21 protein-coding genes are annotated in these 26,581 nt (G+C 74.7%); 15 read left to right on the top strand and 6 right to left on the bottom strand.

The features are described from left to right. Positions 1-238: 238 nt before the first annotated feature. The 9 genes from AC067J_RS36315 to AC067J_RS36275 all read left to right on the top strand — a co-directional run bounded on the left by AC067J_RS36315 (position 239) and on the right by AC067J_RS36275 (position 9,160). The gene (locus tag AC067J_RS36315) at positions 239-1,798 is read left to right on the top strand and encodes an ABC transporter substrate-binding protein (RefSeq protein ID WP_478306653.1); all 1,560 of its coding nucleotides are present in this window, start codon (positions 239-241) and stop codon (positions 1,796-1,798) included. Then, complete coding sequence (locus AC067J_RS36310; RefSeq protein ID WP_478306651.1) at positions 1,795-2,763, top strand: ABC transporter permease; 969 nt, start codon at positions 1,795-1,797, stop codon at positions 2,761-2,763. The genes AC067J_RS36315 and AC067J_RS36310 overlap by 4 nt, the downstream gene beginning before the upstream one ends. Beyond that, a complete protein-coding gene (locus AC067J_RS36305; RefSeq protein ID WP_478306649.1) occupies positions 2,750-3,685 on the top strand; it encodes an ABC transporter permease in 936 nt (311 codons plus the stop codon). Before AC067J_RS36310 ends, AC067J_RS36305 begins: the two co-directional genes overlap by 14 nt. Beyond that, positions 3,682-4,749, top strand: a complete 1,068-nt coding sequence (locus tag AC067J_RS36300) for an ABC transporter ATP-binding protein (protein ID WP_478306647.1) — start codon at positions 3,682-3,684, stop codon at positions 4,747-4,749. The genes AC067J_RS36305 and AC067J_RS36300 overlap by 4 nt, the downstream gene beginning before the upstream one ends. Then, entirely contained in the window at positions 4,746-5,693 is a 948-nt protein-coding gene (locus AC067J_RS36295) for an ABC transporter ATP-binding protein (RefSeq protein ID WP_478306645.1), read from the top strand. The genes AC067J_RS36300 and AC067J_RS36295 overlap by 4 nt, the downstream gene beginning before the upstream one ends. A gap of 255 nt (positions 5,694-5,948) precedes the next feature. Further along, positions 5,949-7,247, top strand: coding sequence for a PucR family transcriptional regulator (locus tag AC067J_RS36290; protein ID WP_478306643.1), 1,299 nt, complete (start codon positions 5,949-5,951; stop codon positions 7,245-7,247). Between the two features lie 284 nt (positions 7,248-7,531). Then, positions 7,532-7,909 (top strand): hypothetical protein, encoded by a 378-nt coding sequence (locus AC067J_RS36285; protein WP_478306641.1) that lies wholly within the window; start codon positions 7,532-7,534, stop codon positions 7,907-7,909. Between the two features lie 157 nt (positions 7,910-8,066). Beyond that, positions 8,067-8,819, top strand: a complete 753-nt coding sequence (locus AC067J_RS36280) for an SDR family NAD(P)-dependent oxidoreductase (RefSeq protein WP_478306639.1) — start codon at positions 8,067-8,069, stop codon at positions 8,817-8,819. Continuing rightward, positions 8,816-9,160, top strand: a complete 345-nt coding sequence (locus AC067J_RS36275; RefSeq protein WP_478306637.1) for a hypothetical protein — start codon at positions 8,816-8,818, stop codon at positions 9,158-9,160. Before AC067J_RS36280 ends, AC067J_RS36275 begins: the two co-directional genes overlap by 4 nt. Before the next feature lie 221 nt (positions 9,161-9,381). On the opposite strand, the gene AC067J_RS36270 is transcribed toward AC067J_RS36275, so the two are convergent. Both AC067J_RS36270 and AC067J_RS36265 read right to left on the bottom strand, forming a co-directional pair. Beyond that, a complete protein-coding gene (locus tag AC067J_RS36270) occupies positions 9,382-11,082 on the bottom strand; it encodes a 4Fe-4S binding protein (protein ID WP_478306635.1) in 1,701 nt (566 codons plus the stop codon). A gap of 144 nt (positions 11,083-11,226) precedes the next feature. Beyond that, the gene (locus tag AC067J_RS36265) at positions 11,227-12,174 is read right to left on the bottom strand and encodes an AurF N-oxygenase family protein (protein WP_478306633.1); all 948 of its coding nucleotides are present in this window, start codon (positions 12,172-12,174) and stop codon (positions 11,227-11,229) included. Positions 12,175-12,623: 449 nt separating this feature from the next. Between AC067J_RS36265 and AC067J_RS36260 the strand changes: the two genes are divergently transcribed. The 4 genes from AC067J_RS36260 (at position 12,624) to AC067J_RS36245 (ending at position 19,522) form a co-directional block, all read left to right on the top strand. Continuing rightward, entirely contained in the window at positions 12,624-15,155 is a 2,532-nt protein-coding gene (locus tag AC067J_RS36260; protein WP_478306632.1) for a SpoIIE family protein phosphatase, read from the top strand. A gap of 860 nt (positions 15,156-16,015) precedes the next feature. Then, on the top strand, positions 16,016-16,249 hold the full coding sequence (locus AC067J_RS36255) for a chaplin (RefSeq protein ID WP_478306630.1): 234 nt from the start codon (positions 16,016-16,018) through the stop codon (positions 16,247-16,249). Between the two features lie 109 nt (positions 16,250-16,358). Beyond that, on the top strand, positions 16,359-18,125 hold the full coding sequence (locus AC067J_RS36250) for a flavin monoamine oxidase family protein (protein ID WP_478306628.1): 1,767 nt from the start codon (positions 16,359-16,361) through the stop codon (positions 18,123-18,125). Further along, entirely contained in the window at positions 18,122-19,522 is a 1,401-nt protein-coding gene (locus AC067J_RS36245) for a glutamate-cysteine ligase family protein (protein WP_478306627.1), read from the top strand. Before AC067J_RS36250 ends, AC067J_RS36245 begins: the two co-directional genes overlap by 4 nt. Before the next feature lie 231 nt (positions 19,523-19,753). On the opposite strand, the gene AC067J_RS36240 is transcribed toward AC067J_RS36245, so the two are convergent. The 3 genes from AC067J_RS36240 to AC067J_RS36230 form a co-directional block, all read right to left on the bottom strand. After that, positions 19,754-21,121, bottom strand: a complete 1,368-nt coding sequence (locus tag AC067J_RS36240; protein WP_478306625.1) for a glycoside hydrolase family 18 protein — start codon at positions 21,119-21,121, stop codon at positions 19,754-19,756. Between the two features lie 326 nt (positions 21,122-21,447). Continuing rightward, on the bottom strand, positions 21,448-21,714 hold the full coding sequence (locus AC067J_RS36235) for a metal-sensitive transcriptional regulator (RefSeq protein ID WP_327681464.1): 267 nt from the start codon (positions 21,712-21,714) through the stop codon (positions 21,448-21,450). A gap of 145 nt (positions 21,715-21,859) precedes the next feature. Next, positions 21,860-23,323 (bottom strand): MBL fold metallo-hydrolase, encoded by a 1,464-nt coding sequence (locus AC067J_RS36230; RefSeq protein ID WP_478306623.1) that lies wholly within the window; start codon positions 23,321-23,323, stop codon positions 21,860-21,862. 323 nt (positions 23,324-23,646) lie between these two features. Between AC067J_RS36230 and AC067J_RS36225 the strand changes: the two genes are divergently transcribed. Together AC067J_RS36225 and AC067J_RS36220 are read left to right on the top strand one after the other, a co-directional pair. Beyond that, positions 23,647-24,519, top strand: a complete 873-nt coding sequence (locus AC067J_RS36225; protein ID WP_478306621.1) for a sulfite exporter TauE/SafE family protein — start codon at positions 23,647-23,649, stop codon at positions 24,517-24,519. A 79-nt stretch (positions 24,520-24,598) separates the two neighbouring features. Next, positions 24,599-25,177: a rhodanese-like domain-containing protein gene (locus AC067J_RS36220; RefSeq protein WP_478306619.1), complete on the top strand. Its 579-nt coding sequence runs from the start codon at positions 24,599-24,601 to the stop codon at positions 25,175-25,177. 144 nt (positions 25,178-25,321) lie between these two features. On the opposite strand, the gene AC067J_RS36215 is transcribed toward AC067J_RS36220, so the two are convergent. After that, positions 25,322-26,332: a M12 family metallopeptidase gene (locus AC067J_RS36215; RefSeq protein ID WP_478306617.1), complete on the bottom strand. Its 1,011-nt coding sequence runs from the start codon at positions 26,330-26,332 to the stop codon at positions 25,322-25,324. Positions 26,333-26,581: the final 249 nt, after the last annotated feature.

Genomic DNA, 26,581 nt, shown 5'->3' with positions numbered 1-26,581 from the left:
CGCGTGTCAACTGCCGTACCGCATACGGCTTCGTCCGTACGCAATCACGCCGGGTGCGGGTCGCTCAAGGCGGGAGCGAATTCGTCGTCAGTTCGTCACGCGAAGTTTGCACAACTGCCAATTGGCAGTTGTGCCACTTCCGAAAGGTGGTCCCCGGCGACGTCCCCGGCGACGACCGGAACAGCATCGTCCGCCCCTCGCCACCCCCTCCCCCCATTCCGAGGAAGCACGGGAAACCATGAAGCGGCACACGCACGTTCTGGTAGCGACGGCCTGCACGGCCGCCCTCGCCCTCACCGCAGGCGCCTGCTCGGCCTCCGACGACACGGTCTCCGCCGGCGGCCCCGCCAGGAGCACGGCCGACGACGGGCCCGCCGTCGACGGCGGCACCCTGAAGATCGGCCTGGACCGGCCCTTCGCGAAGCTCGACCCCGCCGACACCGGCCTCGCCTCGATGCCGCTGATGATCCTCACCAACGCGCTCTACGACCCGCTGATGGTCAACGGCGACAACGGCGCCGTCCAGCCGTACCTGGCGAAGTCCTTCACCCCCAACGCCGACGCCACCGGCTGGACGCTCGGCCTGCGCGAGGGCGTCACCTTCAGCGACGGCAAGCCGCTCGACGGACAGGCCGTCGTCGACCACGTCACCCGCCTCTCCAGGCCCGAGAACAAGTGCGCCTGCGCCGCCGACGCCGCCACCATCGGCACGATGGCGGTCGACTCCCCCACCTCCGTGACCTTCACCCTCAAGGCCCCCAACGCCGCCTTCCCCAACCTGTTCACCCGCTCGCTCGGCTACGTCTCCGAGGCCCCCGCCGCCGCCGACGCCCCCGCCGTCGGCTCCGGCCCGTACACGGTGGAGAGCGTGCAGCCCGGCGTCTCCGTCACGCTCGCCCGCAACCCCTCCTACTGGGGCGCCAAGGGCCACGCCGACAAACTCGTCTACAAGGTGCTGCCCGACTCCGACAGCCGCTACCAGTCGCTGCGCTCCGGCGACGCCGACCTGATCTGGGCCGAGACGCCCGCCCAGTTCAAGCAGGCCGCCGGCGACGGCCTGCGCTCCGCCACCGGCCCCGGCTCCACCTCCACCGTGCTGTTCAACACCAAGGCCGCCCCCTTCGACGACCCGAAGGTGCGCAAGGCCCTCCAGCACGCGGTGGACCGCGAGGCCGTCGAGAAGATCGTCTACCTCGGCCAGGGCAAGGTCTCGGACGGCCCGATCGGCTCCACCTCCCCCTACCGCGGCACCGCCGCCCACCCCGCGCGCGACGTCGCCAAGGCCCGCGCCCTGCTCGCCGAGGCCGGCCACCCCGACCTCTCCTTCGAGTACCTGGTCGACAGCCGCCCCGAGGGCCAGCAGCGCGCCACCGTGCTCCAGCAGATGTTCGCCGAGGCCGGCGTCAAGATGACCATCAAGCCGCTCGACCCGGCGAGCCTCGGCACCGCGATGTACCAGCGCCAGTTCCAGGTGATGGACTTCATCACCAGCATCTTCGGCGACACCGACACCGCACTCGCCAGCCTCTTCGCGACCGGCGCCCCCTACAACTTCACCGGCTGGAGCGGCCCCGCCGCCGGGAAGGCCATCGCCACCGGGCGCGCCACCCTCGACCAGGCCCAGCGGGCCCGCTCCTACCAGGAGGCCGCGCAGGCCGTCGTCGAGGAGGCCCCGATGCTCTTCCTCACCGAGAACACGGTCGGCTTCCTCGCCTCCGCCAAGGTCGCCGGACTGCCCGACGTCTCCGAGCGGACCGTCGTCAGCGTCTCCCCGGCCGCCCTGTGGGTGAAGAAGTGACACCCCGGACCCTGCGCGTCGCCGGCTGGGCCGGCCAGGCCGGACGCGCCGGCGCCGTCCTGCTGCTGGTCACCGTGGCCGCACTCGCCCTGCCGCACCTGATGCCCGGATCCCCCGCGCTCGCCGCACTCGGCCCCACCGCCACCCCCGAACAGGTCGCCGCGTACGAGGCGAAGCTCGGCCTCGACGAGAACGTCCTCACCGCCACCTGGCGCTGGATCGGCGACGCCCTGCACGGCGACCTCGGCCACTCGCTCTCCACCGGCGGCGCCGTCACCGCCGAACTCGCCGCCCGCATCCCCGTCACCCTCGAACTCTTCGTCACCGCCCAGGTGGTGGCGCTCGGCGTGGCCCTGCCGGTCGCGCTGTACTCGGCCTGGAAGCCGGGCGGCGCGGTCGACCGGATCGCCACCGCGGGCGCCTTCGTCTGGCTCGCCGTGCCCGGCTTCGTGCTCGGCCTGCTGCTGATCTGGATCGCCGCCGTCCAGCTGCGGATCCTGCCCGCCACCGGCTGGACCCCGTTCACCGAGGACCCGCTGGACAACCTCCGCCACCTGGTCCTGCCCGCGCTCACCCTCGGCCTCACCGAGGCCGCCGTCTTCACCCGCACCCTGCGCGGCCAGCTCATCGACACCCTCGACCAGACGTACGTCGCCGCCGCGCGCAGCCGGGGCATGGGCACCGTGCGGCTGCTGCTGCGCCGGGCGCTGCGGCCGTCCTCGCTGCCGCTGGTCACCCTGGTCGGGATCGGCGTCGGGACGTCGCTCGGCGGCTCGGTGCTCGTCGAGTCGCTGTTCGCGGTGCCCGGCGTCGGCAGCCTCGCCGCCGGGGCCATCAACGGACGCGACTTCCCGGTCGTCCAGGCGGTGGTGGTGGTCAGCGCCGCCGCCGTGGTGGCGGCCACCTTCGCGGTGGACCTGCTGTACCGCACGATCGACCCGAGGATCGCCCATGACCACCGCTGAACCCGCCACCACCGCCGGGGCCGGGGCGGCCACCACTGCCCGGGCCAGCGAGGCCGCCGAGGCCGCCGCGAAGGGATCCGCCGGCGGGCGCCCCGCGGCCCCCCGCCCCCGCAGGGCCCGGCGGCGGCCGTCCGCCGGAGTGATCGCCGCCGCCGGCTGGCTGGCCGTCGTCGCGCTCGCCGCCCTGCTCCTCCCGCTGCTCCCCGGCTTCGACCCGCTGCACGGCGACTTCGCCCACCCCTCCGCCGCCCCCGGCCCCGGCCACTGGCTCGGCACCGACGCCGCCGGGCGCGACGTCCTCCAGCGCACCGTGGCCGGCGCCCGCGCCTCCTTCGCCGTCGCCGGACTCACCATCGCCGTCGGCCTGCTCGGCGGCGGCGCCCTCGGCGTGGCCGCCGGCTGGTTCCGCGGCCCGGTCGACAAGGCCATCGGCTTCGCCACCGACCTGCTGATGTCCGTGCCCACCCTGATCCTGGTGATGATCGTGGTCGCCCTGCGCGGCCCCAGCCTGACCGTGATCGGCACCCTGATCGGCGTGTTCACCGTGCCGCACTTCACCCGCGTGGTACGCGCCGTCGTGCTCTCGCTCAGCGAGCGCGGCTTCGTCCAGGCCGCCCGGATGATCGGCACCGCCCCGCTGCGCATCCTGCGCCGCGAGGTCGTGCCGCACGTCGCGCCGGCCGCCCTGACCTTCGCGTTCACCGCCACCACCGTCGCCATCGTCGCCGAGGGCTCGCTCAGCTTCCTCGGCTTCGGGCTCCGCCCGCCGGAGCCGTCCTGGGGCGGCATCATCGCCGAGGGCCGGACCACCCTCGGCAGCGCGCCGTGGATCTCGCTCGCCCCCGCGGCGGTGCTCTGCCTGACCGTCCTCGCCCTCAACTACCTCGGCGAGCAGCTCCGTTCGAAGGGAAGCCGCACATGACCGCCCCGGTCCTGGAGGTCCGCTCGCTCGACACCACCCTGCACACCCCCGACGGCCGGGACCTGCACGTCCTGCACGGCGTCGACCTCACCATCGACGCGGGCGAGTGCCTCGGCGTGGTCGGCGAGTCCGGCTCCGGCAAGTCCGTGCTCGCCCGCACCGTCCTCGGCGTCCACCCCCGCACCACCAGGGTCACCGCCACCGGACAGGTGCTGCTCGACGGCGAGGACCTGCTCACCGCCGCCCCCGCCCGGCGCGCCGAACTCCTCGGCACCGGCGTCGCCATGGTCCACCAGGACCCGATGACCTCGCTCAACCCCGTCGTCCGGATCGCCGACCAGGTCACCGAGTCGCTCACCAACCGGCGCCGGCTCTCCCGCCGGGCCCGCCGCGAGACCGCCGCCGAACTGCTCGCCGCCGTCGACGTCCCCGACCCGGCCCGGCGCGCCCGCGCCTACCCGCACGAGCTCTCCGGCGGCCTGCGCCAGCGCGTCGGCATCGCCGCCGCCCTCGCCGGCTCCCCCGCCCTGCTGCTCGCCGACGAACCCACCACCGCACTCGACGTCACCGTCCAGCGCACCGTCCTCGACCTGCTCGACCGCCACCGCGAGGACCGCGGCCTCGCCACCCTCCTGATCACCCACGACATCGGCCTGCTCTACGGCCGGGCCCGGCGGATCGCCGTCATGTACGGCGGGCGGATCGTCGAGACCGGCCGCACCGAGGACGTCACCGAACGCCCCGCCCACCCCTACACCGCCGCGCTGCTCCGCTCGGTGCCACGCGTCACCGGGCCGCTGCGCCGCACCCTCCCCGCCATCCCCGGCTCGCCACCGGACCTCTCGCAGCCGATCCCCGGCTGCCCGTTCGCGCCGCGCTGCGAGCGCGCGGAGACGGTCTGCACGACCGAGGCGCCGCCGCTCCACCTGGCCGGCCCCGGCCGGACCGCGTCCTGCCACTTCCCGCTCACCCCGGCCGCCCCGGTCGCCCTGGATTCGCCCGGCCCGCCCGGCCCGCTCACCCCGTCGGAGAAGACCGTGACCACCTCGGAGAACGCCGCATGACCGCCGTCCTGCAGGCCACCGGGCTCTCGGTGGTCCACCGCACCCGCTCCGGCCCCCTGCACGCCGTCAGCGACGTCGACCTGACGCTCCACGAACGCCGGACCCTCGCCCTGGTCGGCGAGTCCGGCTCCGGCAAGAGCAGTATCGCCAAGGCCCTGCTCCGGCTCCCCCCTCCCACCACCGGCACCGTCACCCTGGACGGCACCGACCTCGGCGCGCTCGCCCCCCGCGCGCTGCGCGCCCTGCGCCCGAGGATGCAGATGGTCTTCCAGGACCCGGTCTCCTCGCTCAACCCGCGCCGCACCGTCCGCGACCTCGTCGCCGAGCCCCTCGACGCCCACCCGGACCCGGCCCGCGACCGCGCCGAGGTGGTGGAGCGCCAGCTGGAGGCCGTCGGCCTGCCGACCGCCCTGTTCGGCGACCGCCGGCCGGGCCAGCTCTCCGGCGGCCAGGCCCAGCGGGTCGCCATCGCCCGGGCGCTCGCCGCCGAACCGCGCGTCCTGATCGCCGACGAGGCCGTCTCCGCGCTCGACGTCTCCGCCCAGGCCACCGTCCTCAACCTGCTCCGCCGGCTCACCGAGGAACGCGGCCTGGCGAGCCTGTTCATCTCGCACGACCTGGGCGTCGTCCGCGCCGTGAGCGACGACGTCGCCGTGCTCCAGCTCGGCCGGCTCTGCGAGCAGGGCCCCACCGAGGAGGTGCTCGCCGCCCCCGCCCACCCCTACACCGCCGCGCTGCTCGCCGCCGTCCCCGAACCGGGCCGCCCGCTCGGCGAGACCGGCCTGCTCCCCGCCGACCCGCCCTCCCCGCTCGACCCGCCCTCGGGGTGCCGCTTCCGCACCCGCTGCCCGCTCGCCGACGCGCGGTGCGCGAGCGAGGTGCCGGAACTGCTGGAGGTCGCCCCCGGGCGGACCGTCGCCTGCCACCGGCCCCTGCTGCCGTGAGCCCGGCGCCGGCGGGCGCGCGACCCGGTGCCGCGTGCGGGGCGGCGTGCGGGGCGGCGCCGCGTGGGTGCGGGTGCGGCGTGCGGGGCTTGGGCGCGGGGCGGGCGGTCCGAGGACGGCGGCGGGCGGCCCGTTCCACGGCGACGTTCCACGGCGACAAACGCCCCGGGCACCGTCGGTGACAACCCGGTAGCATGCCCGCCCGGGGCAGTGGTTGCGAAGCGGCACGGACGGACCGGGGCGGAGCATGACGGCATGACGGTGACGAACGAACACGGAACGCCGGGACTGCCGGGACTGCCGGGACTGCCGGAACGACCGGGCCCACCGGGACCGCCGGGGCCCCGCGGAGCACCGGCACCGCCCGCCCCGGCCCCGAGACCGTCCGATCCGTCCCCCGCTCCCAGTGCCGCCCCCGCCCCGGCGCCGCCGAGGCCCGACGCCACGGCCGGGCCGCTCGACGTACCCGCCGAACTCACCCTGCGCTGCCTCGACCTGCTCGCCGACGTCTCCCGCACCGGCCGCCTCCTGCGCCGCGCCGAGCTGGAGAGCCTGCGCGCCCTCGGCGAACGCGGAGCCGAGTCCGGCCACGGCCTGCGCGACCTCGTCGCCCACTGCCTCGGGGCCACCCGCCGCGCCTGGCAGACCCTGCCCGGCCTCGCCTCCGCCGCGACCGCCACCGAGATGCGCCGCACCGGCGACGCCGTGCTCGCCGCCACCCAGGCCGCCCTGGGCGCCCTCGGCGAGGGCCACGAACGGGCCCAGCGGCAGGCGATGCACCTGGAGGAGTCCAACCGGCGGGAGTTCATCGACGACCTGCTGCACGGCCGCGGCGACCTCAGTCTGCTCGCCGAGCGCGCCGAACGGTTCGGCGTGCACCTCGCCGCCGGCTACACCGTCGCCGTCGCGATCGCCGAACGCCCGTACGTCGACGGGCAGATCGGCCGCTGCCGGATCCTCAGCGAGCTGTGCGGCCGGTTCGACGAGCGGACCGTCCTGCTCGCCGCCCGCAACGGCAGGCTGATCTGCATCGCCCCCGACAACGCGCACGCGGTGCTCGACGCCTTCATCGACCTCGCCCTCCGGCCCGGCCCCGGCCACAACCCGGCGCACCGGGTGGCGAGCGGCCGCCGGCACACCGGCACCGGCGGCGTCGTCCGCAGCTACGAGGAGGCGCTCAGCACCCTGGAGTACGCGGAGCGGCTGGCACTGCCCGCGAAGCGGCTGCGCGCCGAGGAACTGCTGGTCTTCCCGGTCCTGATGCGCGACCGGGCCGCCATGGCCGACCTGGTCCACAACGTGCTCGGCCCGCTCACCGCCGCCCGCGGCGGAGCGCAGCCGCTGCTGGAGACCATCACCGTGCAGTCCGAGGCCGGGTACGTGAACGCGGAGACCGCCCGCCGGCTCGGCGTCAGCGTCCGCACCCTCGGCTACCGGCTGGAGCGGATCCGCACCCTGACCGGCTACGACCCGGCCGACGCGCTGCACCGCTACACGCTGGAGACCGCCGTGATGGGCGCCCGCCTGCTGGAGTGGCCGGCCCGGCAGCTCTGACCGGCCCGGGCGCGGCGGCCGCCGTGCGTCGTGTGCCGTGGGCCGCGTGCCATGTGCCGTGTGACTGGCGACCGGTTCCCCCCGATCGGTCCCGGAAGTTCCGATCCGATGATCCGTTCCGGGTGTCAAAACGTCGTCAAGATTGCCGGATCCTGGCAATGTGCGAACGGCCCTTCTCCTGCCAGGATCTTCACGGCGCCCGGGGGAACCGGCGCCACGGGGAGAGCCGGGGGGACGGTCGGATGCAGGGGTTCTTCGAGACGGCACCGGTTTCTCCGATTCCGGTGACGGGTGCCGAGTCGTGGGCGCTGCCCCCGCTCGGCGGCCGGGGGGCCGACGCCGCTCACGGGGGTGGCGACGTCGGCCACCGCACCGCGCCCGAAGGCGGCGGCGCGGGCCCCTCCGCCGAGTCCTGCGACTGGGAGGCCGACTCGTTCCCCCTCGTCGGCCGCGCCTGCGCGATCCTCGCCGGCGGCGCCACCGCCTCCACCGGCTGGGCCGAGACCACCACCGACGACGGCTCCCCCGCGCTCCTCCCGGTCCGCACATCGCCCGGCGACCCCGCCCTCCCGGCCGGCCGCACCGCCCTTCTCCACTCGCACGACGCCGCCACCGGCATCTTCCTGGTCTCCCCCCTCGACCTCGCCACCCTCTTCAGCTGACACCCTCCTCGGCTGACACCCTCCTCGGCTGACACCTTCTTCGACTGGCACCCTCCTCGACCGACGGGCCCGGGCAGCCCCGCCGGATCCGTCCCATGAAGTTACCTGGAAGTAGGATCGCCCCCGAAGCAATGACTGCCCAGGACTTGGGGGAACGATGGAGCAGCAGCGGACCGCGGTCGTGTCGGGTGGCGGAACGGGCATCGGCCGGGCCATCGCCGCCGAACTGGCCCACCAGGGCCACCGGGTGGTGATCCTCGGCCGCCGGACCGAGGTGCTGGAGCGGACGGCCGCGGAGCTGGGTCCCCAGGTGGTGCCGCTCGCCGTCGACCTGACGGACGCCGCCCAGGTCACCGAGGCGGCAGCGGAGATCGCGGCGTTCGGCCCGGTGGACGTCCTGGTCAACAACGCCGGCGCGGTGATCACCCCGCCGGCCGACCGGACCCTGGAGGCACTCGCCGCGGCGTGGCGGCGGGACCTCGACACCAACCTGCTGACCGCCGTCCTGCTCACCACCGCCCTCGCCGACCGACTCCGCCGCCCCGGCGGCCGGGTGGTCCTGATCAGTTCGGCCGCCGCCCAGCGCGGCGGAGCCGGCCCCCACTCGGCCGGCTCGTACGCGGCCGCCAAGGCCGCCCTGCACGGCTGGGCGTTCGGCCTGGCCCGCCAGTTCGGCCCGGACGGCATCACCGTCAACGTCCTCGCCCCCGGCTACGTCGCCGACACCGAGATCTTCGGCGCCGACTGGACACCCGGCTTCCACGCCGACAAGGTCGCCGCCACGCTGGTCGGCCGCGCCGGCACCCCCGAGGACGTCGCCGCCGCCGTCGGCTACCTCGCCTCCCCCGCCGCCGGCTACGTCACCGGCCAGATCATCGGCATCAACGGCGGCGCGGTGCTGGGCCGATGACGACCGGCACCGAAGCCCCTGACCCCCTGGCCGGACCCGCCGGTCCGCCCGCGCTCCGCATCCCCGCGGCCGACCTGCACCGGGCGCTCGACGTCCTCGTCCGCCACCTCACGGAACGGCTGCCGGACGACGGGATCGCCGTCCACCACGACTTCTACTGGTCCCTCCCGCCCGCCGAGGCCGCCGACGTCCACGCCGACCCGCCGGAACCCACCGTCGGCCAGGTGACGGAGGCGTGGGAGCACCTGGAGAGGATGATCGGGGGCGAGACGGCCGCCGTCGGCTACGGCTTCGTCTGGCTCGGCGACGTCCTGCGCGCCATCGGCGCCGAGGCACTCTGACCTCCGCCCCCGGGCGGCGGACACGACGGGCCCTGCGGACCGATCGGATCGGACGAGGCCGCGGCGCCTGGGCGCGTGCATCGCAGGCGGAGGGCGGGGGTACCGCCTGGCGCCCGGCTACCCGGCTACCCGGCCTCCTGGCTTCCCGGACTTCCGGACTTCCGGACTTCCGGACTTCCGGACTTCCGGCCGAAGGCTGGGGCACGCCCGCCCCCGGGGCCTCAGCGGCGGGCGGCGGCGAGGAGGGCCGGGACGGTGGGGAGTTTGACGCGGGGGCGGCCGGTGGCCTCCCCCTGGGCGCGTTCGGCGCGGTCGATGGCCCGGAGCTGGCGCAGTCCGAGCGCGTCGGGGCGGCGGACCCGGACCAGGCGGTCGAACTCCTTGCGGGTCCCCGTGGGGACGGGCAGGGCACGGGCGACGGCGTCGTCGAGGAGGGCGTCGACGGTCTCCTGCGCGCAGGCCCGGTTGGCGCCGATGCCGCCGGACGGGCCGCGCTTGGCCCAGCCGACGAGGTAAGTGCCGGGCAGCGGAAGGCCGGTGGCCGGGTCGAGGACGCGGCCCGCCCGGTGGGGGACGGTGCCTGCGGCCTCGTCGAAGGGCAGGCCGGGGACGGGGACGCCGCGGTGGCCGATGGAGCGGACCACCAGGCCCGCGAGGAGCGGGGTCCCGTCACCGTCCAGCCGAACGCCCTGTACCCGAACGGCACTTGCGGTGGTGGCGGCGGTGCCGGACGTGCCGGCCGCGGCGGCGGCGGTGCCGATGAACTCGGTGGGCGTGGCGTGGAAGCGCAGCACGACCCGTCGGCCGGGGCGCGGTTCACGGCCGCCGTCGTGGGCGACGAGCGGGAGGCCGGCGAGCAGCGCCGCGTGCGAGCCCTCGGGGGCGGCGGCGAGGGCCGCCCGCACCTCCGGATGGTCGTCCACCACCACCTCCACGCCCGGCAGTCGGGTGAGGGCGAGCAGCTCCGGCCTGGTCCACGCGGCCTGCTCGGGCCCGCGCCGGGCGACCAGCACGACCTCGCGGATCCGGCTCCGGCGGAGCGCGGCGAGCGCGTGGTCGGCGATGTCGGTGGCGGCGAGCCGGTCGGGGTCGGTGAGCAGGATCCGGGCGATGTCGACGGCGACGTTGCCGTTGCCGATGACGACCGCCCGCTCCGCGCCGGGACCGTCCGCACCGGCGGCGCCCAGGTCGACGGCGTCGGCCGGGACCGTCGGCTCGGCGTTGTACCAGCGGACGAAGGTGGTGGCGGGCAGGCTGCCGGGGAGGTCCTCGCCGGGCAGGCCGAGCCGGCGGTCGGCGGCGGCGCCGACCGCGTACACCACCGCGTGGTGGTGGGCGGCGAGTTCGGCGTGGGTGAGGTCGGTGCCGACCTCGACGTTGAGGTAGACCCGCAGGCGCGGGTCGTGGAAGACGGAGGCGAAGCTGTCGGCGATCCGCTTGGTCGACTGGTGGTCGGGGGCGACGCCGTGCCGCAGCAGCCCGCCGGAGACCGGAAGCCGGTCGATCATGGTGAGTTCGGCACCGGTGGAGCGCAGCAGCGTCTGCGCGGTGTAGCCGGCGGACGGTCCGGTGCCGACGATGGCGACCCGCAGCGGCCCGGTGCCGAGGTCGAGCCCGCCGGGCAGGCTGCGCGGGAACGCGGGCGCGCCCCAGGAGTGGTCGGCGGGGTGGTCGCGGAAGTAGTCGCGGTTGAGGTCGCCGAAGACGCTGTCGGACCCCGTCAGGCGGTCGACGGGGAAGACGGCGTCCACCGGGCAGGCGTCGGCGCACGCGCCGCAGTCGATGCAGGCGGCCGGGTCGATGTAGAGCATGTCGGTGCGGCCGAACTCGGGCTCGTCCGGGGTGGGGTGGATGCAGTTGACCGGGCAGACGGACACGCACGAGGCGTCGTTGCAGCAGGTACGGGTGATCGCGTAGGCCATGGCGGGGGTGGGGTCCTCGCTGCGTGGGTTCCGGTGGGTTGCGGTGGTCCGGCGGCTTGCGGTGCTCCGGCGGCTTGCGGTGGGTGGCGGCGGGTCGCGGTGCTCCGGCGGCGGGGCTCCCCGCCGTGGACGGGCGGGGCGGCGTCAGAGCATGTGGATGCGGCGGTACACCGCCGCCGAGGCCCTGGTGAGCAGGCCGGTCTCGGCCAGGAACGCCATCAGGTGGCGGCTGCTGGTCCGCATCATCGCCCGCCGGTGCTCGCTGGCCCGGGCCTCGGCCACCGCCCGGCCGACGTCCAGCCCGGCGGCCGCGTACACGCCCGGGTGGACCATGCTGCTGACGATGACGAACGCCCCGGCCGCGATCCCGGTGGCGGCGGACCGGCGACGGGCGTTCCCCGCGCCGCGCAGCCGTTCGCGGATCTCCTGGCGGGCGAACTTCATGTGCCGGGACTCCTCGACCACGTGGATCCGGGAGGTCCCGCGGACGATCTCCAGGACGTTCTCGCCGCGCATCCAGTCGCGCTGCATGACGTCCAGCACCTCCTCGGCCACCAGGATGCCGCCGTAGGCGAGTTCGCCGCGGGCGAGGGCCTTGTAGGCGCGGCCGGCCTGGGCGATGAACCGGTTCGGCTTGTACTGGGGGACGCCCATCTTCTCGCAGGCGCGGGCGAACATGATCGAGTGCCGGCACTCGTCGGCGATCTCGGTGAGCGCGAAGCGGAACTCGGCGCTGGCGGGGTCCTTGAGGTACTGGTCGCGCAGCACCATCTGCTGGAGGATCATCTCGAACCAGATGCCGGTCGTCATGATCGAGCAGACCTCGTGCCGGGTGAGGGTGACCCGCTGCTCCTCGGTCATCTCCGTCCAGAGCGGGGTGCCGTAGAGGGTGCTCCACTCGGGGTTGAGGCCGTAGTCCCCGGGCGGGAGCGGGGCGTCCCAGTCGATCTCGACCGCCGGGTCGTAGGAGAGCGTCGCGGCGGAGTCGAGCAGCCGCCTGGAGACGTCGTCGTCGGCCGCGGTGTGGGTGCGCGCGCGGGTGCCGGGGGTGTGGGTGCCGGTGGTGTGGGTGCGTGCCGCCGGGTGAGCCATGGCTGCCTCCAGGTGCGAGCTCCGGGTGCGTGCTCCGAGTGCGTGGCCTGCGCGGGATCCGCCCCGCCCCGCTTATTGACGGAGAGTACAATAAGAGCCCGCGCCCGAGAACCCCCTGCGCGACAGGACCCCGGTTCCCGCGGTCGGCACGGTCGGCACGACGGCCCGGGAGGCACGGGCACGGGGCCGGCGCGGCAGCCGACACGGGGAGCGGTACGGGGGGCCGGCGCGGGTCGGTCCGGGCTCGGTACGGCGTCGCTCCGGGGTCGGTCCGGAGTCCGGCGGCGTGACCCGTGCCGTGGTCCGTGCCGCGCACCCGCCCGCCACCGGTCCCCCGGGCGGCCCTGCCACCCCGCCCGCGGAACTGGCGGCCTCGGCCGACCGAGGGATGATGGAGGGGTCCCAGGCCGCGCCCGGAGAGGTGCCGGCGGAGGAGAGGAGCGGACCGGATGAGCGCGGCGGACGCCCTGCACCGTGGCCGATCGCCCTTCCTCGGCAACGCCGCCGGAGCGCTGCTCGACGCGGACGGCCTGATCGTCGGCTGGACCCTGGAGGCCGAACGGCTGCTCGCGCTCGGCGCCGCCCAGGTCCGCGGCCGGCCCGTCCGGGACCTGCTCGCCGACCCCGCGGGATGGCCCTCGCTGTCCGCCCTCACCGATCAGCAGCGGGCCGACGGCTGGTCCGGCGAGGCCGAACTCCGCTCCGGACGGGGCGACGAGCTCGCGGTCGCCTACCAGGTGCTGCCGCTCGGCGGCCCACCCGCGGGCCCGCCGACAGGACCTCCGACCGGACCCCCCGAAGGACCCACCGGACCCGGCGCCCCCGCCCGGTACTTCGTGCTCGCCGCCCCCGCCTCGCAGGTCGCCCGCTCGCGCCAGGACCAGGCGTTCACCCGCGAACTGTTCCTCCAGGACCGCGTCGGCCTCGCCGTCTTCGACGACCGCCTGCGGCTGATCCGCACCAACACCCACCTGCTCCCGTACAGCGGCCTCCCCCCGGACCTCCGCGGCCGCCGCCTCGGCGACTTCCTCCAGCCCCAGGACGCCGAGGCCGTCGAACGCGGACTGCACGAGGTGCTGCGCACCGGCCGGCCGCTGGTCGGCGCGGAGGAACTGGTCCGCACCATCGAGGACCCGGCCGGCGGCGCGGTGATGGCGATCTCGGCGTTCCGGCTCCAGACCCCGGACGGTCAGGTCATCGGCGTCACCGCGCTGTTCACCGACGTCACCGAACTGCACCGGTCCGGCGAACGGCTCGCACTGCTGCACCGGGCCACGGCCGCCGTCGGCGGCTCGCTGTCGGTGACCGCCACCGCCGAGGAACTGGCCGCCGTCCTCGCCCCGGGGCTCGCCGACCTCGTCATGGTCGACGTCGCCGAGGCCGTGTTCGCCGGCGAGGAGCCCGCGCCCGGCCGGGACGGCCGCCTGCTGCTGCGCCGCACCGCCGTGGCCGTCTCGACGGGACCGAACGCACCCGTGCCCCCGCCCACCGGCGTGGCCGTCCAGGCCGACCCCGACGACCCGCCCGCCCCGGCCGACGACCAGACCGCCGACCTGGCCACCGACCCGGCCACCGACGCGGCCGCCGACCTGGCCGCCGACGCCGACTCCCCCGGGGGCCTCGGCAACCCCGACGACCCCGACGACCCCGAGCCCCCCGAGATGACGGCCCCGATGCGCGCCGGCGGCAGCCTGCTCGGCCGGGTGACCGTCCGCCGCGCCGCACACCGGCCGCCCTACCTGGCGGCCGACCGGGAACTGCTGCGCGAGATCGCCGACCGCGCCGCCCTCGCCCTGGACAACGCCCGCCGCTACACCCGCGAACACCGCGCCGCCGTCGGCCTCCAGCGCAGCCTGCTGCCGCCCTCACAGGCCGAGACCGCCGCCGTCTCCACCGCGAGCGTCTACCTGCCGACCGACACCGCCAGCGGCATCGGCGGCGACTGGTTCGACGTGATCCCGCTCTCCTCCGCCCGGGTCGCCCTGGTCGCCGGGGACGTCGTCGGCCACGGACTCGCCGCCAGCGCCACCATGGGCCGGCTGCGCACCGCCGTCCGGACGCTCGCCGACCTCGACCTCGAACCGGACGAGCTGCTGGTCCACCTGGACGACCTGGTCGCCCAACTGATGGTCGAGGCCGAGCGACCGGACGAGGAAGGCGACCCGGACGGCCACCAGCAGGCCGTCCCCTTCGGCGCGACCTGTGTGTACGCGGTGTACGACCCGGTGTCGCGACGCTGCGCGATGTCCTCCGCCGGACACCCGCCGCCGGCCGTCGTCGCCCCGGACGGCACCGTCACGTACGTACCCGTCCGGCCGGGACCGCCGCTCGGCGTGACCGGGCTGCCGTTCGAGATGACGGAGGTCGAACTGGCGCCGGGCAGCCTGCTCGCGCTCTACACCGACGGACTGATCCAGGGGTACGGCGACGACCTCGACGAGGGCATGGCCGAACTGGGCCGCCGCCTGTCCGCCGCCGCGGCAGGCCCGGCGGCCGCACCCGCCACCGGGTCGCTGCGCGACCTCGGCCGCGAGGTCGTCGCCGACCTGCCGGCGCACCGCCTCACCGACGACGTGACCCTGCTGCTCGCCCGCACCCGGGCGGTACCGCCGGAGGCCACCGCCGGCTGGACCCTGGAGGCCGACCCGGCCGGCGTCGCCCGGGTCCGGGAGGCCGCCACCGAACAGCTCCGCACCTGGGGGCTGGAGGAGTTGGCGTTCACCACCGAACTGGTGCTGAGCGAGCTGGTGACCAACGCGATCCGCTACGCAGGCGGCCCGGTCGGCGTCCGGCTGATCCGCGCCGAACGCCTCACCTGCGAGGTGTCCGACCCCAGCGCCACCCAGCCCCGCATGCGCCGCGCCCGCCTCACCGACGAGGGTGGCCGGGGCCTCTACCTGGTCGCCCAGCTCACCACCCGCTGGGGCAGCCGCTACACCCGCCAGGGCAAGACCATCTGGGCCGAGCAGGACCTCCCCTGAGCCCCGCGCCGTCTTCCCCGCCCACCCACACGCGGCAAAAATATGTCGACCGGTCTACAGAAAGGTGGCGAATATACCGACCGGTCTACGGATTTCTCCTCACCGGCGCCGCCCTCATCCACCCACGCTTGCGCAGAAAGTCGGCCGGTCCGACTTCCTGCGCCACCCCGCACCCCACACCGGTCCGCTCGCCGGCTCTCGCCACGATCAGCCCCTGCACAGAAAGTCGGACCGGCCGACTTCTGGATCCGGGCCAGCGCTGGGCAACAAATATCTCGGTCGGTCTACATATTTCTCCCCCGGATTCGACGCGGCGGAGCAGAATCCGATCGGCGACCGGGGAGGCCGCACGGCGCTCTCGCCCCTTGGCAGTCGCACGCCTTCGGTCGGCGGAGGGCAGAGGAATGAGCCCCCAGCCGCGCGCACTCCAACTCTGCTTGTCAGCACCAGGAGTCGTTCACCATGACTCAAGCAAAGCCTCCCGAAAGGCAGTAGCCTTCGACGGACCGCTCGCCTCGCTGCGACTCTGCCGGTAACGCCGCGGCCCGCGAAGCATCAGCCCCGCGCTCGCGGGGATGATTCCCCTGCGAGGGAGGACATCGGGTACATCCACGCGTCGGCCCCGCGACAGCGGGGATGGCTCACACGGCACCCGGCTGGCCGCTACGATCCGCCGATCGGCCCCGCGTGCGTGGGGAGCTGTGTTGAGAAGCGCACCGTTCGACGTCCGGGGCCGGGGACTGCGGTCGGGTTTGGGGGGCGTGTGGACACGCCCCCGATCCGACCAATGCGGGCCGGTCGACGCCCTCCACCGGTGTGATTGGTGCTCTGATCTGCCAACTCACCCGTCAAGGAGAGACATGCGTACTCGCACCACCCTCGCCGCCTGCGCCCTCGCCGCCGCCGTCCTCGCCGGCGGTGGTACCGCCGCCGCCGACTCCGTCGCGGAGGGTGTGGCGGTCGGCTCCCCCGGCGTCCTCTCCGGCAACCAGATCCAGATCCCGGTCCACATCCCGATCAACATCTGCGGCAACTCGATCAACGTGATCGGCATCCTGAACCCGACCTTCGGCAACACCTGCGTCAACGCCTGATCCGGCACCACCCGCGCGGGCCCGCCCCCCAGGGCGGGCCCGCGCCCGTGCGCGGGGGCGGCGGCCCGGATGGGCGCACCCCGGTGGCTCGTGCACGATGCACCGGTCCATGCTGGGGCGACGACCCAGCGAGGTGCTGATGTTCGACGAGAGCTTCGCCTTCCCCAGGAGCCTGCTGACCCCGGCGGCCGGCGCGACCGGCCGCGGCGCGGTGATCGGAGCCGGCATCGCCGGCCTGGTCGCCGGCTACGAGCTCCAGCGCCGGGGCTTCGACATCGTCCTGTACGAGCGGCTGGACCGCCCGGGAGGCCGGGTCCGGACCCACCGCTTCTGGGACGGCACGTTCGCGGACCTGGGAGCCATGCGGGTCCCCGCCAACCACCACTGCATCCTGCACTACATCTCGGTGTTCGGGCTGCGGACCCGGCCGTTCGTCAACTTCAACCCCGCCGCCTACTACCACCTGCGGGGCCACCGCGTCCGGATCCGGGAGGGGCGGTCGCTGAGCGCCGTGTACGCGCTGCGCGCCGAGGAGCGGGGTGCGCCGATCGACGTCCTGGACAGGCTGCTGCGGGCGGTGTGGGGCTCCCTGACCGCGGACCAGCAGCGGCGCCTGCTGGCCGGCCGGTGGGACGACCCGGCCCTCGACCGGCTCACCACCGTGTCCCTCTGGCAGTACGTCCACGAGCGCCTGTCCCCGGACGCCTGGCACCTCCTCGGTCACGCCAGCGGCTTGGCGCACTACGAGCAGTCGTGCCTGCTGGAGGTCCTCGTCGACTACTTCGGGCTCTTCCACCTGGGCCAGGTGGAGCTGGTCGACGGGATGGACACCCTGGTGCGGGCGTTCACCCGGGCGCTGCGGCCGGGGACCCTCCAGCTGTCCACCCGGATCGACGAGCTCGCGCTGACCGCCTCGGGCGGCGTGCGGGTGCAGGGGACGCGGCTGGGCAGCGCGGTCTCGGACCTGTTCGACTTCGTGGTCTGCTGCGTCCCGGTGCCGGCCCTGGACCAGATCGGCTTCCGCCCCGCCTTGCCGCACCACCAGCAGCACGCCATCCGCGGCATCAGCTACGCCAGCAGCACCAAGGTCCTGGTGCACACGCGACGGCGCCGCTGGGAGCTGGCGGACGGGATCTTCGGCGGGGGCAGCTTCACGGACATGCCGATCCAGCAGTGCTGGTACCCGTCGGACAACGCCCGCTCGGTCGCGGGCGGGGGCCTCCCCGACGGAAGCGGCTCCGGCGGCAACGGCTCCGGCGGGAAGGGCTCCGACGGGAAGGGACGCCGGGGTGGCGGGGTCGGCGCGGCTCACCACGCCGTCGGGCAGCACGGCAACGGGCACAGTGGCAACGGCTCCGGCGGCCCGAACGGCAACGGTCCGCACGGCAACGGTCAGAGCGGCAACGGTCCGAACGGCGCAGGCTCGACCGCGGACCCGTACCTGGTCGCCCTCGACCCCGGTCGTTCGCACGAGTCCGCGGTCCTCACCGGCGCCTACCTCTGGGGCGCCAACGCCCGGCGGTTCACGACACTCCCGCAGGCCGACCGCGACCTGCTGGTGCTCAAGTGCCTGGAACGGCTGCACCCCCTGATCCGCGACGACGTCGACGACATCGTGCACTGGAACTGGGACGACCAGATCGGCCTGGGCGGCGGTGCGTTCGCCCACCTCGCGCCCGGTGAGCACACCCGCTACCTGGGCGGTCTGGGCACTCCGCACCCGGTCGACGACCCGCGGATCTACTTCGCCGGCGAGCACCTCTCGGCCGCGCACGCGTGGATGCAGGGCGCCGCCCAGTCGGCACTCGACGCGGTGCTCCAGGTGCTCGACCGGGGGAGGCGGTACGGCACCGCCACCGTGGGGAGCCGACGGTGAGCGGTGCGACGGGCAACGGCAACGGCAACGACACCCGCACCGGCACCGGCCCGGCAGGCCGGCTGCGGCGCGAGGACCTCCGGTCCCTCTTCACCCCGCCCACCGCCGGGGCCGAGCTGGTCGGGCTGGAGGTCGAGAACGGCGTGGTCGACCCCGAGACCGGCCGCGCCGCCCGCTACGAGGGTCCGGGCGGGATCGAGGAGATCCTGGAGACGGTGCTCGACGAGTGGGGCGGCGAGCGCCTGGCGGACGCCGGGCGGCTGACCGGCGTCGACCTGCCGGACGGCGCCCGCGTCACGCTGGAGCACGGCGGGCAGTTGGAGTACTCGTCCGTCCCGGTCGCCGGACTCGCCGCGGCGGTCGACGGCACGCGGGAGGCGCTGGAGCAACTGTCCGAGCTGGTCGGACGGTTCGGCTTGGCGCTGCTGCCCGGCGCGCGGCTGCCCTTCGACCGGGTCGACGCGATGGAGTGGGTGCCGATGGTCCGCGGCGCCGTCATGCGGGACTACTTCCGCCGGATCGGCGCGGCCGGGAGCGGGGCGCCGCGCGTCATGGCGCTCTCGCTGTCCGCCCAGGTGCACCTGGACTACCTCTCGGAGCGGGACTTCACCGAGAAGCTGCGGATGCAGATGGCGGCGTCCTCGACGGTCACCGCGCTGTTCGTCAACTCGCCGCTGAACGAGGGACGTTCGAACGGCCTGCTGTCGCACCGGTCGCGGGACTGGCTGCGGATGGACCCGGGCCGCTGCGGCATCATGCCGCCCGCCCTGCGGGCCGACGTCGGCGTCGACGACGTCGTCGACTGGGCCCTCGGCCTCCCGATGATCTACCACCGGGGCCCGGACGGGGGCTACCGGCCGGCCCCCGACCGGCCGTTCGGCACGATCCTGCGAGAGGGCTTCGACGACGGCGAGCTTCCGCGGTACGGCGACTGGGTCTCCCACATGTCGCAGATCTGGACGGCGGTCCGGGTGCGCCGGACCCTGGAGCTGCGGGCGGGGGACGGGCCGCCGTACCGGCACTTCGCGGCCGTGCCGGCGCTGTGGGTGGGACTCAGCTACCACCCGCCGTCGCGGGCGGCGGCGTGGGAGCTGCTGCGGTCGTACAGTGCGGCCGACCACCGGGCGGCGATGGCCGCGCTGCCGTCCGAGGGCCTGCGCACGGCGCTCGGCGGCGACCGCGTCCACGACCTCGCGGCGGAGCTGGTCAGGCTCTCCCGGGCGGGCCTGCGGGCCCGGGTCGAGGACGGCCTGGAACCCCCGAAGGTCCTGGACTACCTCGACCCGCTCGACGAGCTGCTGCACACCAGGAAGACCTTCGCCGAGCAGTGCGCGGACCGCTGGGAGACCGACCTTCGGCGCGAACCGCGCCGCTACGTCGCGGAGTTCCGCGTCTGACCCTTCCCGACCGGGGCTCCCGGCCCGAGGCCCGGCCGGCCCCGATCGGCCCTGGCCGACCCCGGCCCCGGCCACACCTGCCCCCGATCGCCCCGGCCACACTGCCCACCCCGACCACACCGACCGACCACGCCGACCGCCCGGTTGCGACGGAAGGCCTGTCGCCCCGGAAGGCCGGCCCGACCCGGTGGGAGTCGGTCCGGCCTTCCGGGGCGTGCGGGTCGCGCCGCGTCAGTGCCGGCGGCTCAGGCCCTGGTCGATCGCCGTGATCAGCTCACCGTCCGGGGTGTCCCCGTCGAGCGACCAGATCATGGCCCCGCCGAGGCCCTCGTTGCGCACGTACGCGGCCTTGGTGCGCAGCACCGTCGGGTCGTCGTACGTCCAGAGGGTGTTGCCGTCGAAGAGCCAGGCGTGGCCGTTCTTCTGGCCCCGGTACAGCTTGTAGGTGCCGGAGTCGGCGAGCTTCTTGAGGGCCTTGTAGTCCTCGGTGCCGGCCGTCCAGGTCGCCGGGGCGGGACCGGCGGCGGGCTGCCCGAGACCGTCGCCGCCGCCCGTGACACCGGTCCAGCCCTGACCGTAGAACGGGAGGCCGGTCACCAGCTTGCGCGCGGGGGCGCCGCGCCGGAGCCAGGCGTCGACGGTCTGGTCGACGCTGAAGTCCTTCCTGGCGTAGAGCGCGGACTGCTGGGCGGTGGTCTTCTCGCCGGAGACGTGGAAGTCGTAGCCCTGGAGGTTCACGAAGTCGAAGTCCCGGATGATCTTCGAGACCTCGAAGCCCGCGTCGATCTTGGCGGGGGCGGTGGGCACGTACGCGCTCAGCTCGAAGTGCTTGCGCTTGGGCAGCGACTTGCCGTACGCGTCGATCTGGGTGCGGAACTCGTGGACGAGGGCGGTGAAGTTCTTCTTGTCCTCGGGGCGGATGCCGTTGCCGGGGGCGCCCTCGGAGCCGGGCCACTCCCAGTCGAGGTCGATGCCGTCGAAGAGCCCGGCGGCCGCGCCCGCGCCGCCGCGGGCGCCGTCGGCCGGCAGGTTGCCCTTGAGGTAGAGGTCGATGCAGGAGGAGACCAGGGCCTTGCGCCCGGCGGCGGTGCGCACCGCGTCCGAGAAGTAGGCCGATCCGCTCCAACCGCCCAGCGAGATCATCAGCTTGAGGTCGGGGTGCGCGGCCTTGAGCTTGCGCAGCTGGTTGAAGTTGCCGGCCAGCGCCTGGCCGTCGGCGTCGCCCGCGCCGTCCACCGACTCGGCCGCGCCGACCGGGCGGACGTAGTCGGCCCAGGCGTCGGACCCGGGGCCGCCGATCTGGCAGGTGCCCGCCGAACCGACGTTGCCGAAGGCGTAGTTGATGTGGGTGAGCTTGCCGGCGGTGCCGCTCGTCTCAAGGTCCTTGACGTGGAAGTTGCGGGCGTAGATGCCCCACTGGATGAAGTAGCCGACCCGCTTGTAGGCGGCGGAGCCGTGCCGGGCGGAGTCGGCGGCGCCGTCGAGGTCGGCCGCGGCGGCGGCCGGGGCCAGCGGGGCCAGGAGGCCGACAACGGCTGCCGCGGCGATGCCGAGGGTCAGCCGGGTGGTGGATCTGCGAGGCGTGGAACCGGTACGCATGACGAGATCACCCCTAGTGCGGTGGGGGCCGCACGGTCGTGGGAAACGGAGGACTGCGGCAGGGAGACCACCACCCCGCGCGGCGGCCCCGGAGGGCGAACCGGCCCGGGCGCCCGCCGGACGGGGCGCGACGACTCAACAGGGGTAGGTCTAGACCTGTCAACCGATTCAGGCAAAGGTTTTGCAAACGCCGCACCTCGACCGGCCGATCGTCCCCGCACGACCCAAGTCCCCCGGCACCGCGATCAATTGACGACGAGTCCGAAAACCGGCAGCACGCATCCCGTGATCCGGCCGGAGCGGCGGCCGGATCCCCTCGGGGCGCCTCAGGCCAGGGCGAGGAAGAGCTTCTCCAGCTCGGCCTCGCTCATCGGCGGCGCGTCGCCGTCCGCCGTGGCCATGCACTGGCGCATGCCGCTGGCCACGATCTTGAAACCGGCCCGGTCGAGGGCGCGGGACACCGCCGCCAGCTGGGTGACGACGTCCTTGCAGTCACGCCCGGCCTCGATCATCGCGATCACGCCGGCGAGCTGTCCCTGGGCCCGGCGGAGCCGGTTCAGGACCGCGCCGACCGAATCCTCGTCGACCTGCACAACCAGCCACCTTCCAGATGAAATGTCGTGAACGAGTGTACCGGGAGGGGTATGGGCGACGGGCGTCCCGACGGGGCGCCGCCCGGCCCCCTCGCACCTCGGCCGGTCGGCCGGCCGACCGGCCCGTCGCCCCCTCCGGCTCCCCTCAGGCCTCCCCCGGCACACTCGGCGCACCCGGCGCACCCGGCTCGGCCGGTTCCGCCGCCCGCCACGCTCCGTAGCCGCCGAGCAGGTCGGAGACGTCCCGGAAGCCGTGGTGGCGCAGCAGGCTGGCGGCGACGGAGGAGCGGTGGCCGCCGGCACAGTGCAGGACGAGGGGCCGGTCGGCGGGCAGCTCGCCGAGGCGGCGGGGCAGGTCGCTCAGCGCGATGTGCAGGGAGCCGGGGATGAACCCCTCGGCTCGCTCCGAGCAGGTGCGGACGTCGACGACCACGGGCTGCCACACGGCCGCCCCGGCGGCTCCGGCGGCCCCGGCGGGCGCGGCACCCGGCCCGGCGAGCGCGGCGCGCAGCTGGTGGACGGTGAGACGGCCGGCGGGCGCGAGGTCGTCGGCCATGGCCACGAGCGCCGTGCCGGGATCGGACAGGTAACCGGCGACGCGGTCGAAGCCGATCCGGGCGAGGCGGGTGACGGTCTCCCCCTCGCGGCCCTCGGGTGCGACGACGAGGAGGTCGGCGTCGGGGGCGAGGACGGTGCCGGCCTGCTCGGCGAAGCGGCCGTCGGCGGGGACGTTGATCGAGCCGCGCAGGTGACCCGCGCCGAACTCCTGCGGGTCCCGGGCGTCGACCACGACCGCGCCGGCGGACCGGCGGGTAAGGAACTCCTCGACGGACAGCGGCCGTTCGGCCTGCGCCGCGTCGAAGAGGTGGTGGTCCCGGCGGTTGAGGGCGGCGTCGTAGCCGAAGTAGCCGGGCGCGGCGCTCTGACCGGCGGTGACGATCGCAACGAACCGGTCCTCGCTCATCGGGGCGCAGGCGTAGTTGGTGGCGCGCTGGGCTCCGATGGTGGAGTGCCGTTCGGTGGAGAGGTTCTTGCCGCAGGCCGATCCGGCGCCGTGGGCCGGGAAGACGCGGACCTCGTCCGGCAGGGCCATGAGCTTGCGCTGGACGCTGTCGTAGAGCATCCGGCCGAGTTCGTCGGCGGTGACTCCCGAGGAGGCGAGCAGGTCGGGGCGGCCGACGTCGCCGATGAACAGCGCGTCGCCGGTCAGCACCCCGTACGGGACGGTGTCGTCGGCGTGTTCGTAGACCAGGATGCTGATCGACTCGGGGGTGTGACCGGGGGTTTCGAGGATCTCCAGGGTGACGTCGCCCAGACTGATCCGTTCGCCGTCGGCGAGGCCCCGGATCTCGTACTCGGTCTCCGCGCGCCGGCCGTAGCCGATCCAGGCGCCGGTGCGGGCCGCGAGCTCCAGGTGGCCGGCGAGGAAGTCGGCGTGGAAGTGGGTGTTGACGACGGCCTCGACGGTGAAGCCGTGCGCCTCGGCGTCCGCGACGTACTCGTCGACGTCGCGGCGCGGATCCACCACCACCGCACGGCCGGTGGTCTCGTCGGCGATCAGGTAGGAGGCCTGGGAGAGGCAGTCGAGGTAGTGCTGGGCGAAGTACACATCGGCTCCTGAAAATACGGGTGGGGGTATCTGTCTTGCCTCCAAGCATACCCCCGTGGGTATTATTGCGACTGTCCGGCCGGACAGCGGGGCCCGAAGCGCCCCTCCCCCGGACACCCCCGCCCCCGCCGCAGGACCCGGCCCCAGCCGGCCACGCACGCGCGCCGAGCGGTCTCCCCCACCCCCAATCGCACCACGCCGCACCGGAGTTCACCCATGCCCTCCCCCGCCGACCACCCCCGCACCCCCACGCCCGACACCCCCGGCACCCCCGGCATCCCCGGTTCCCCGGGCTCCCGAGGCCGTCCGGACGGACCGGCCGCATGAGCACGCTCGTCCTCGCCCTGATCGCCGGCGCCGTGGTGGGCCTCGCGCTCGGCGGACTGGGCGGCGGCGGCAGCATGCTCACCGTCCCCGCCCTGATCTACCTGCTCGGCTTCACCCCCGCCCACGCCGGCACCGCCGGCCTGATCATCGTGGCCGCCACCTCGCTCACCGGCCTGCTCGCCCACGCCAGGGCCGGCCGGGTCCGCTGGCGCACCGGGCTGCTGTTCGCCGCAGCCGGCCTGCCCGTCGCGGCGGCCGCCGGCGCGCTCTCCGCCCGGCTGCCCGCGGCCCTGCTCACAGTCGCGTTCGCGGTCCTCGCCGCGCTGGCCGCCTGGCGGATGCTCGCCTCGGCCCGCGCACCGGGAAAGCCCGCCCGCCGACCCGCGGACAACACCCGGACGACCACGGACACCGCCCGTACGCCTGCGGACACCGCCCGCCACCACGGCGGGCACCGGCCCGGCGGCACGGCCGGGCGACCGGCGACCGGCGGCGGCCCCGCACGCTCGACCGCCGCCACCGCCACCGCCGGGGCCGGGCTCGGCGCGGTCACCGGGCTGCTCGGCGTCGGCGGCGGCTTCCTGGCCGTCCCCGCCCTGGTGTCCGTGCTCGCGTTCACGATGGCCGAGGCCGTCGGCACCAGCCTCCTGGTCATCAGCGCCAACTCGCTGGCCGCCCTGGTCCCCCGCCTGGGCTCGACCGGTGCGCTGGACTGGGCGGTCGTCGCCCCGTTCACCGCCGCCGCCGTCCTCGGCGCCTGGGACGGCAAGCGCCTCGCCGAGCGATTCAGCGGGCGCGCCCTCCAGACCGCCTTCGCCACCGCCCTGCTGGCCGTCGCGGCCCTGATGCTCGTCGACGCCCTCGTCTGACGGCACCGCCTCTCACCCGGCCGTCTCCCCCACCGGCCGCCTTCTCCCACCCCGAATCCCCCCGGAAGGACCCACCCCCATGACCGCGCTCCTTACCGTCGAGCAGCTCCACCCCCGGCTCCGGCAGCTCACCGTCGTCGACGTCCGCTCCCCCGGCGAGTACGCCGGCGGGCACATCCCCGGTGCCCACAACATCCCGCTCGACCGGCTCGACCACGCCGTCCCCGCCCTGCGCAGGGCGGCCGAACGCGGCGAACTCGCCGTCGTCTGCGCGTCCGGCAACCGCTCGCGGACCGCCTGCGACGTGCTCGCCGCCGCCGGGGTCGCCGCGCACAGCGTCGCGGGCGGCACCAACGCCTGGTCCGGGAGCGGCCACCCGCTCGACCGCGTCGCGGGCGCCCGGGCCGTCTGGGGCATGGAGCGCCAGGTCCGTCTCGCCGCCGGTGCCCTCGTCCTCCTCGGCGTCCTCGCCGACCTCGTCCTCCCCGGTGCCCGCTGGCTCGCGGCGGCCGTCGGCGCGGGGCTCGCCTTCGCGGCCGTCACCGACACCTGCGCCATGGGCGCACTCCTCGGCAGGCTCCCCCACAACCGCCCCCGCCGCGGCGCGCCCGACCTCGACTCCGTCCTCGCCGCACTCGACCGCCGACCCGCCGCGTAACCCGCCGCGCCACGAGCCACGCGACGAACCGCGCGACGAACCGCGCCGCGTACCGCGCGACCGACGCGCCACTCCGCCCGGAGCCGGACCCGGTCCCCTGCGAAACCGCAACGGGCCCGCCCCGTCTCCGGGCGGAAGCGGATGTCACCAGTGCATCAGCGCCGCCTCGCCGCTGCCCCAGACGGAGTAGATGCGCGCCCGCACCACGTAGCTGCGCCCCTTGAAGAGCTTGACGTCGAAGCGGCCGTTGCGGTCCTCGCCGCTGTCGTCCTCGCCGGTGACGTACCGCAGCTCGCCGTTGATCCGCTCGAACAGGGCCATCACCACGTCGGCGTCCCCGAAGGTGGCGATCGCGTACTTGCGGCTCTCGGCCGGCGTGACCTCGAAGTCGACCTGGTCCCCGACCCCGGTCGGCAACGCGGCGGACACCCGCGGTCGCAGCGGCTTCGGCCGGGCGGGCAGGCCCGGGTACCACCTCAGGACCTCCTCCTTGTCGGTCGCCGACAAGGACAACGGCTCGGGGATGCCCAGCCGGCGGAGGACCTTCGGCCGCCGGATCCACCCGGGCTCGATGGGGTACTCCATGACCGAGTCCTTGTCGAAGGTCGAGCCGGTGACTGCGGACGGGTCCAGTTTGCGGATGATGTTGAAGACGGTCGTGGCCCGGTCCCACTCATTGGGGGGCAGGGCGAGGGCCGCGATGACCACTTCCTCGTCCCACGTGATGCCGGCGTTCGGGTTCTGGTGCTCGTGCTCGAAGCCCAGGACGTGCCCGAGCTCGTGCAGCGCCGTGGAACGGCCGGACGCGTCGGTCAGGTCCCAGCCGTAGCTGGTGGTGGGCTGATGCCGAGGGATCCGCAACACCCCCCGGCCCACGCCGGACTCGGACCTGTCCCCCTTGAAACTGATCCGGACCTCGGCCTCGGAGCGGTCGTCGACCTCCCGGAAGTCCAGGCCGATCCCGAGGTCCTCCCACTCCTGGATGGCGTCGCGGACGGCGTCAGCCTGACCGGGCGGGCGATCGGGGCCACCTTGGTCGAGGAAGCAGTAGTGGAGGACGGTGCCGTTCAGCCACTTGCTCCTCGTGGTGACTATCGCGCTCGCCCGGGCCGGATCCAGGCCTAACCTGGGAACGCGCTGGGCGGACGGTTTCACAGAACAGAGCCGCGACGCCGGATAGGCCGCCGCTCTCTTTCCACCAGCCATGAGGGGATCCTCCGATCTGCGAACCAGCGTACGGGTGCGACTGGTTGAGGACGGCTGGGGTGGCTGTCGGGCCTCTGGGAATCCTTCCTTCATCGTCTCGCCGTCCGGGCTCTACCACAACCCTCGACCGGCGTCCAGGTGAGGCGGAGGGTCAGATGGCAGGGCCGGAGGCGGTCGTGACACCCCTTCGACCACGCT

Source organism: Kitasatospora sp. NPDC042419, from assembly GCF_056437345.1.
Note: the sequence above shows the minus strand (reverse complement) of the source record. Positions and strands in the feature narration are given on the sequence as shown.

Coding starts and splice junctions, on each gene's coding strand:
- AC067J_RS36305 (WP_478306649.1), top strand. CDS start 2,750: ATGACCACCGCTGAACCCGCCACCACCGCCGGGGCCGGGGCGGCCACC.
- AC067J_RS36280 (WP_478306639.1), top strand. CDS start 8,067: ATGGAGCAGCAGCGGACCGCGGTCGTGTCGGGTGGCGGAACGGGCATC.
- AC067J_RS36220 (WP_478306619.1), top strand. CDS start 24,599: ATGACCGCGCTCCTTACCGTCGAGCAGCTCCACCCCCGGCTCCGGCAG.
- AC067J_RS36270 (WP_478306635.1), bottom strand. CDS start 11,082: ATGGCCTACGCGATCACCCGTACCTGCTGCAACGACGCCTCGTGCGTG.
- AC067J_RS36290 (WP_478306643.1), top strand. CDS start 5,949: ATGACGGTGACGAACGAACACGGAACGCCGGGACTGCCGGGACTGCCG.
- AC067J_RS36300 (WP_478306647.1), top strand. CDS start 3,682: ATGACCGCCCCGGTCCTGGAGGTCCGCTCGCTCGACACCACCCTGCAC.
- AC067J_RS36225 (WP_478306621.1), top strand. CDS start 23,647: ATGAGCACGCTCGTCCTCGCCCTGATCGCCGGCGCCGTGGTGGGCCTC.
- AC067J_RS36295 (WP_478306645.1), top strand. CDS start 4,746: ATGACCGCCGTCCTGCAGGCCACCGGGCTCTCGGTGGTCCACCGCACC.
- AC067J_RS36265 (WP_478306633.1), bottom strand. CDS start 12,174: ATGGCTCACCCGGCGGCACGCACCCACACCACCGGCACCCACACCCCC.
- AC067J_RS36255 (WP_478306630.1), top strand. CDS start 16,016: ATGCGTACTCGCACCACCCTCGCCGCCTGCGCCCTCGCCGCCGCCGTC.
- AC067J_RS36275 (WP_478306637.1), top strand. CDS start 8,816: ATGACGACCGGCACCGAAGCCCCTGACCCCCTGGCCGGACCCGCCGGT.
- AC067J_RS36315 (WP_478306653.1), top strand. CDS start 239: ATGAAGCGGCACACGCACGTTCTGGTAGCGACGGCCTGCACGGCCGCC.
- AC067J_RS36240 (WP_478306625.1), bottom strand. CDS start 21,121: ATGCGTACCGGTTCCACGCCTCGCAGATCCACCACCCGGCTGACCCTC.
- AC067J_RS36250 (WP_478306628.1), top strand. CDS start 16,359: ATGCTGGGGCGACGACCCAGCGAGGTGCTGATGTTCGACGAGAGCTTC.
- AC067J_RS36260 (WP_478306632.1), top strand. CDS start 12,624: ATGAGCGCGGCGGACGCCCTGCACCGTGGCCGATCGCCCTTCCTCGGC.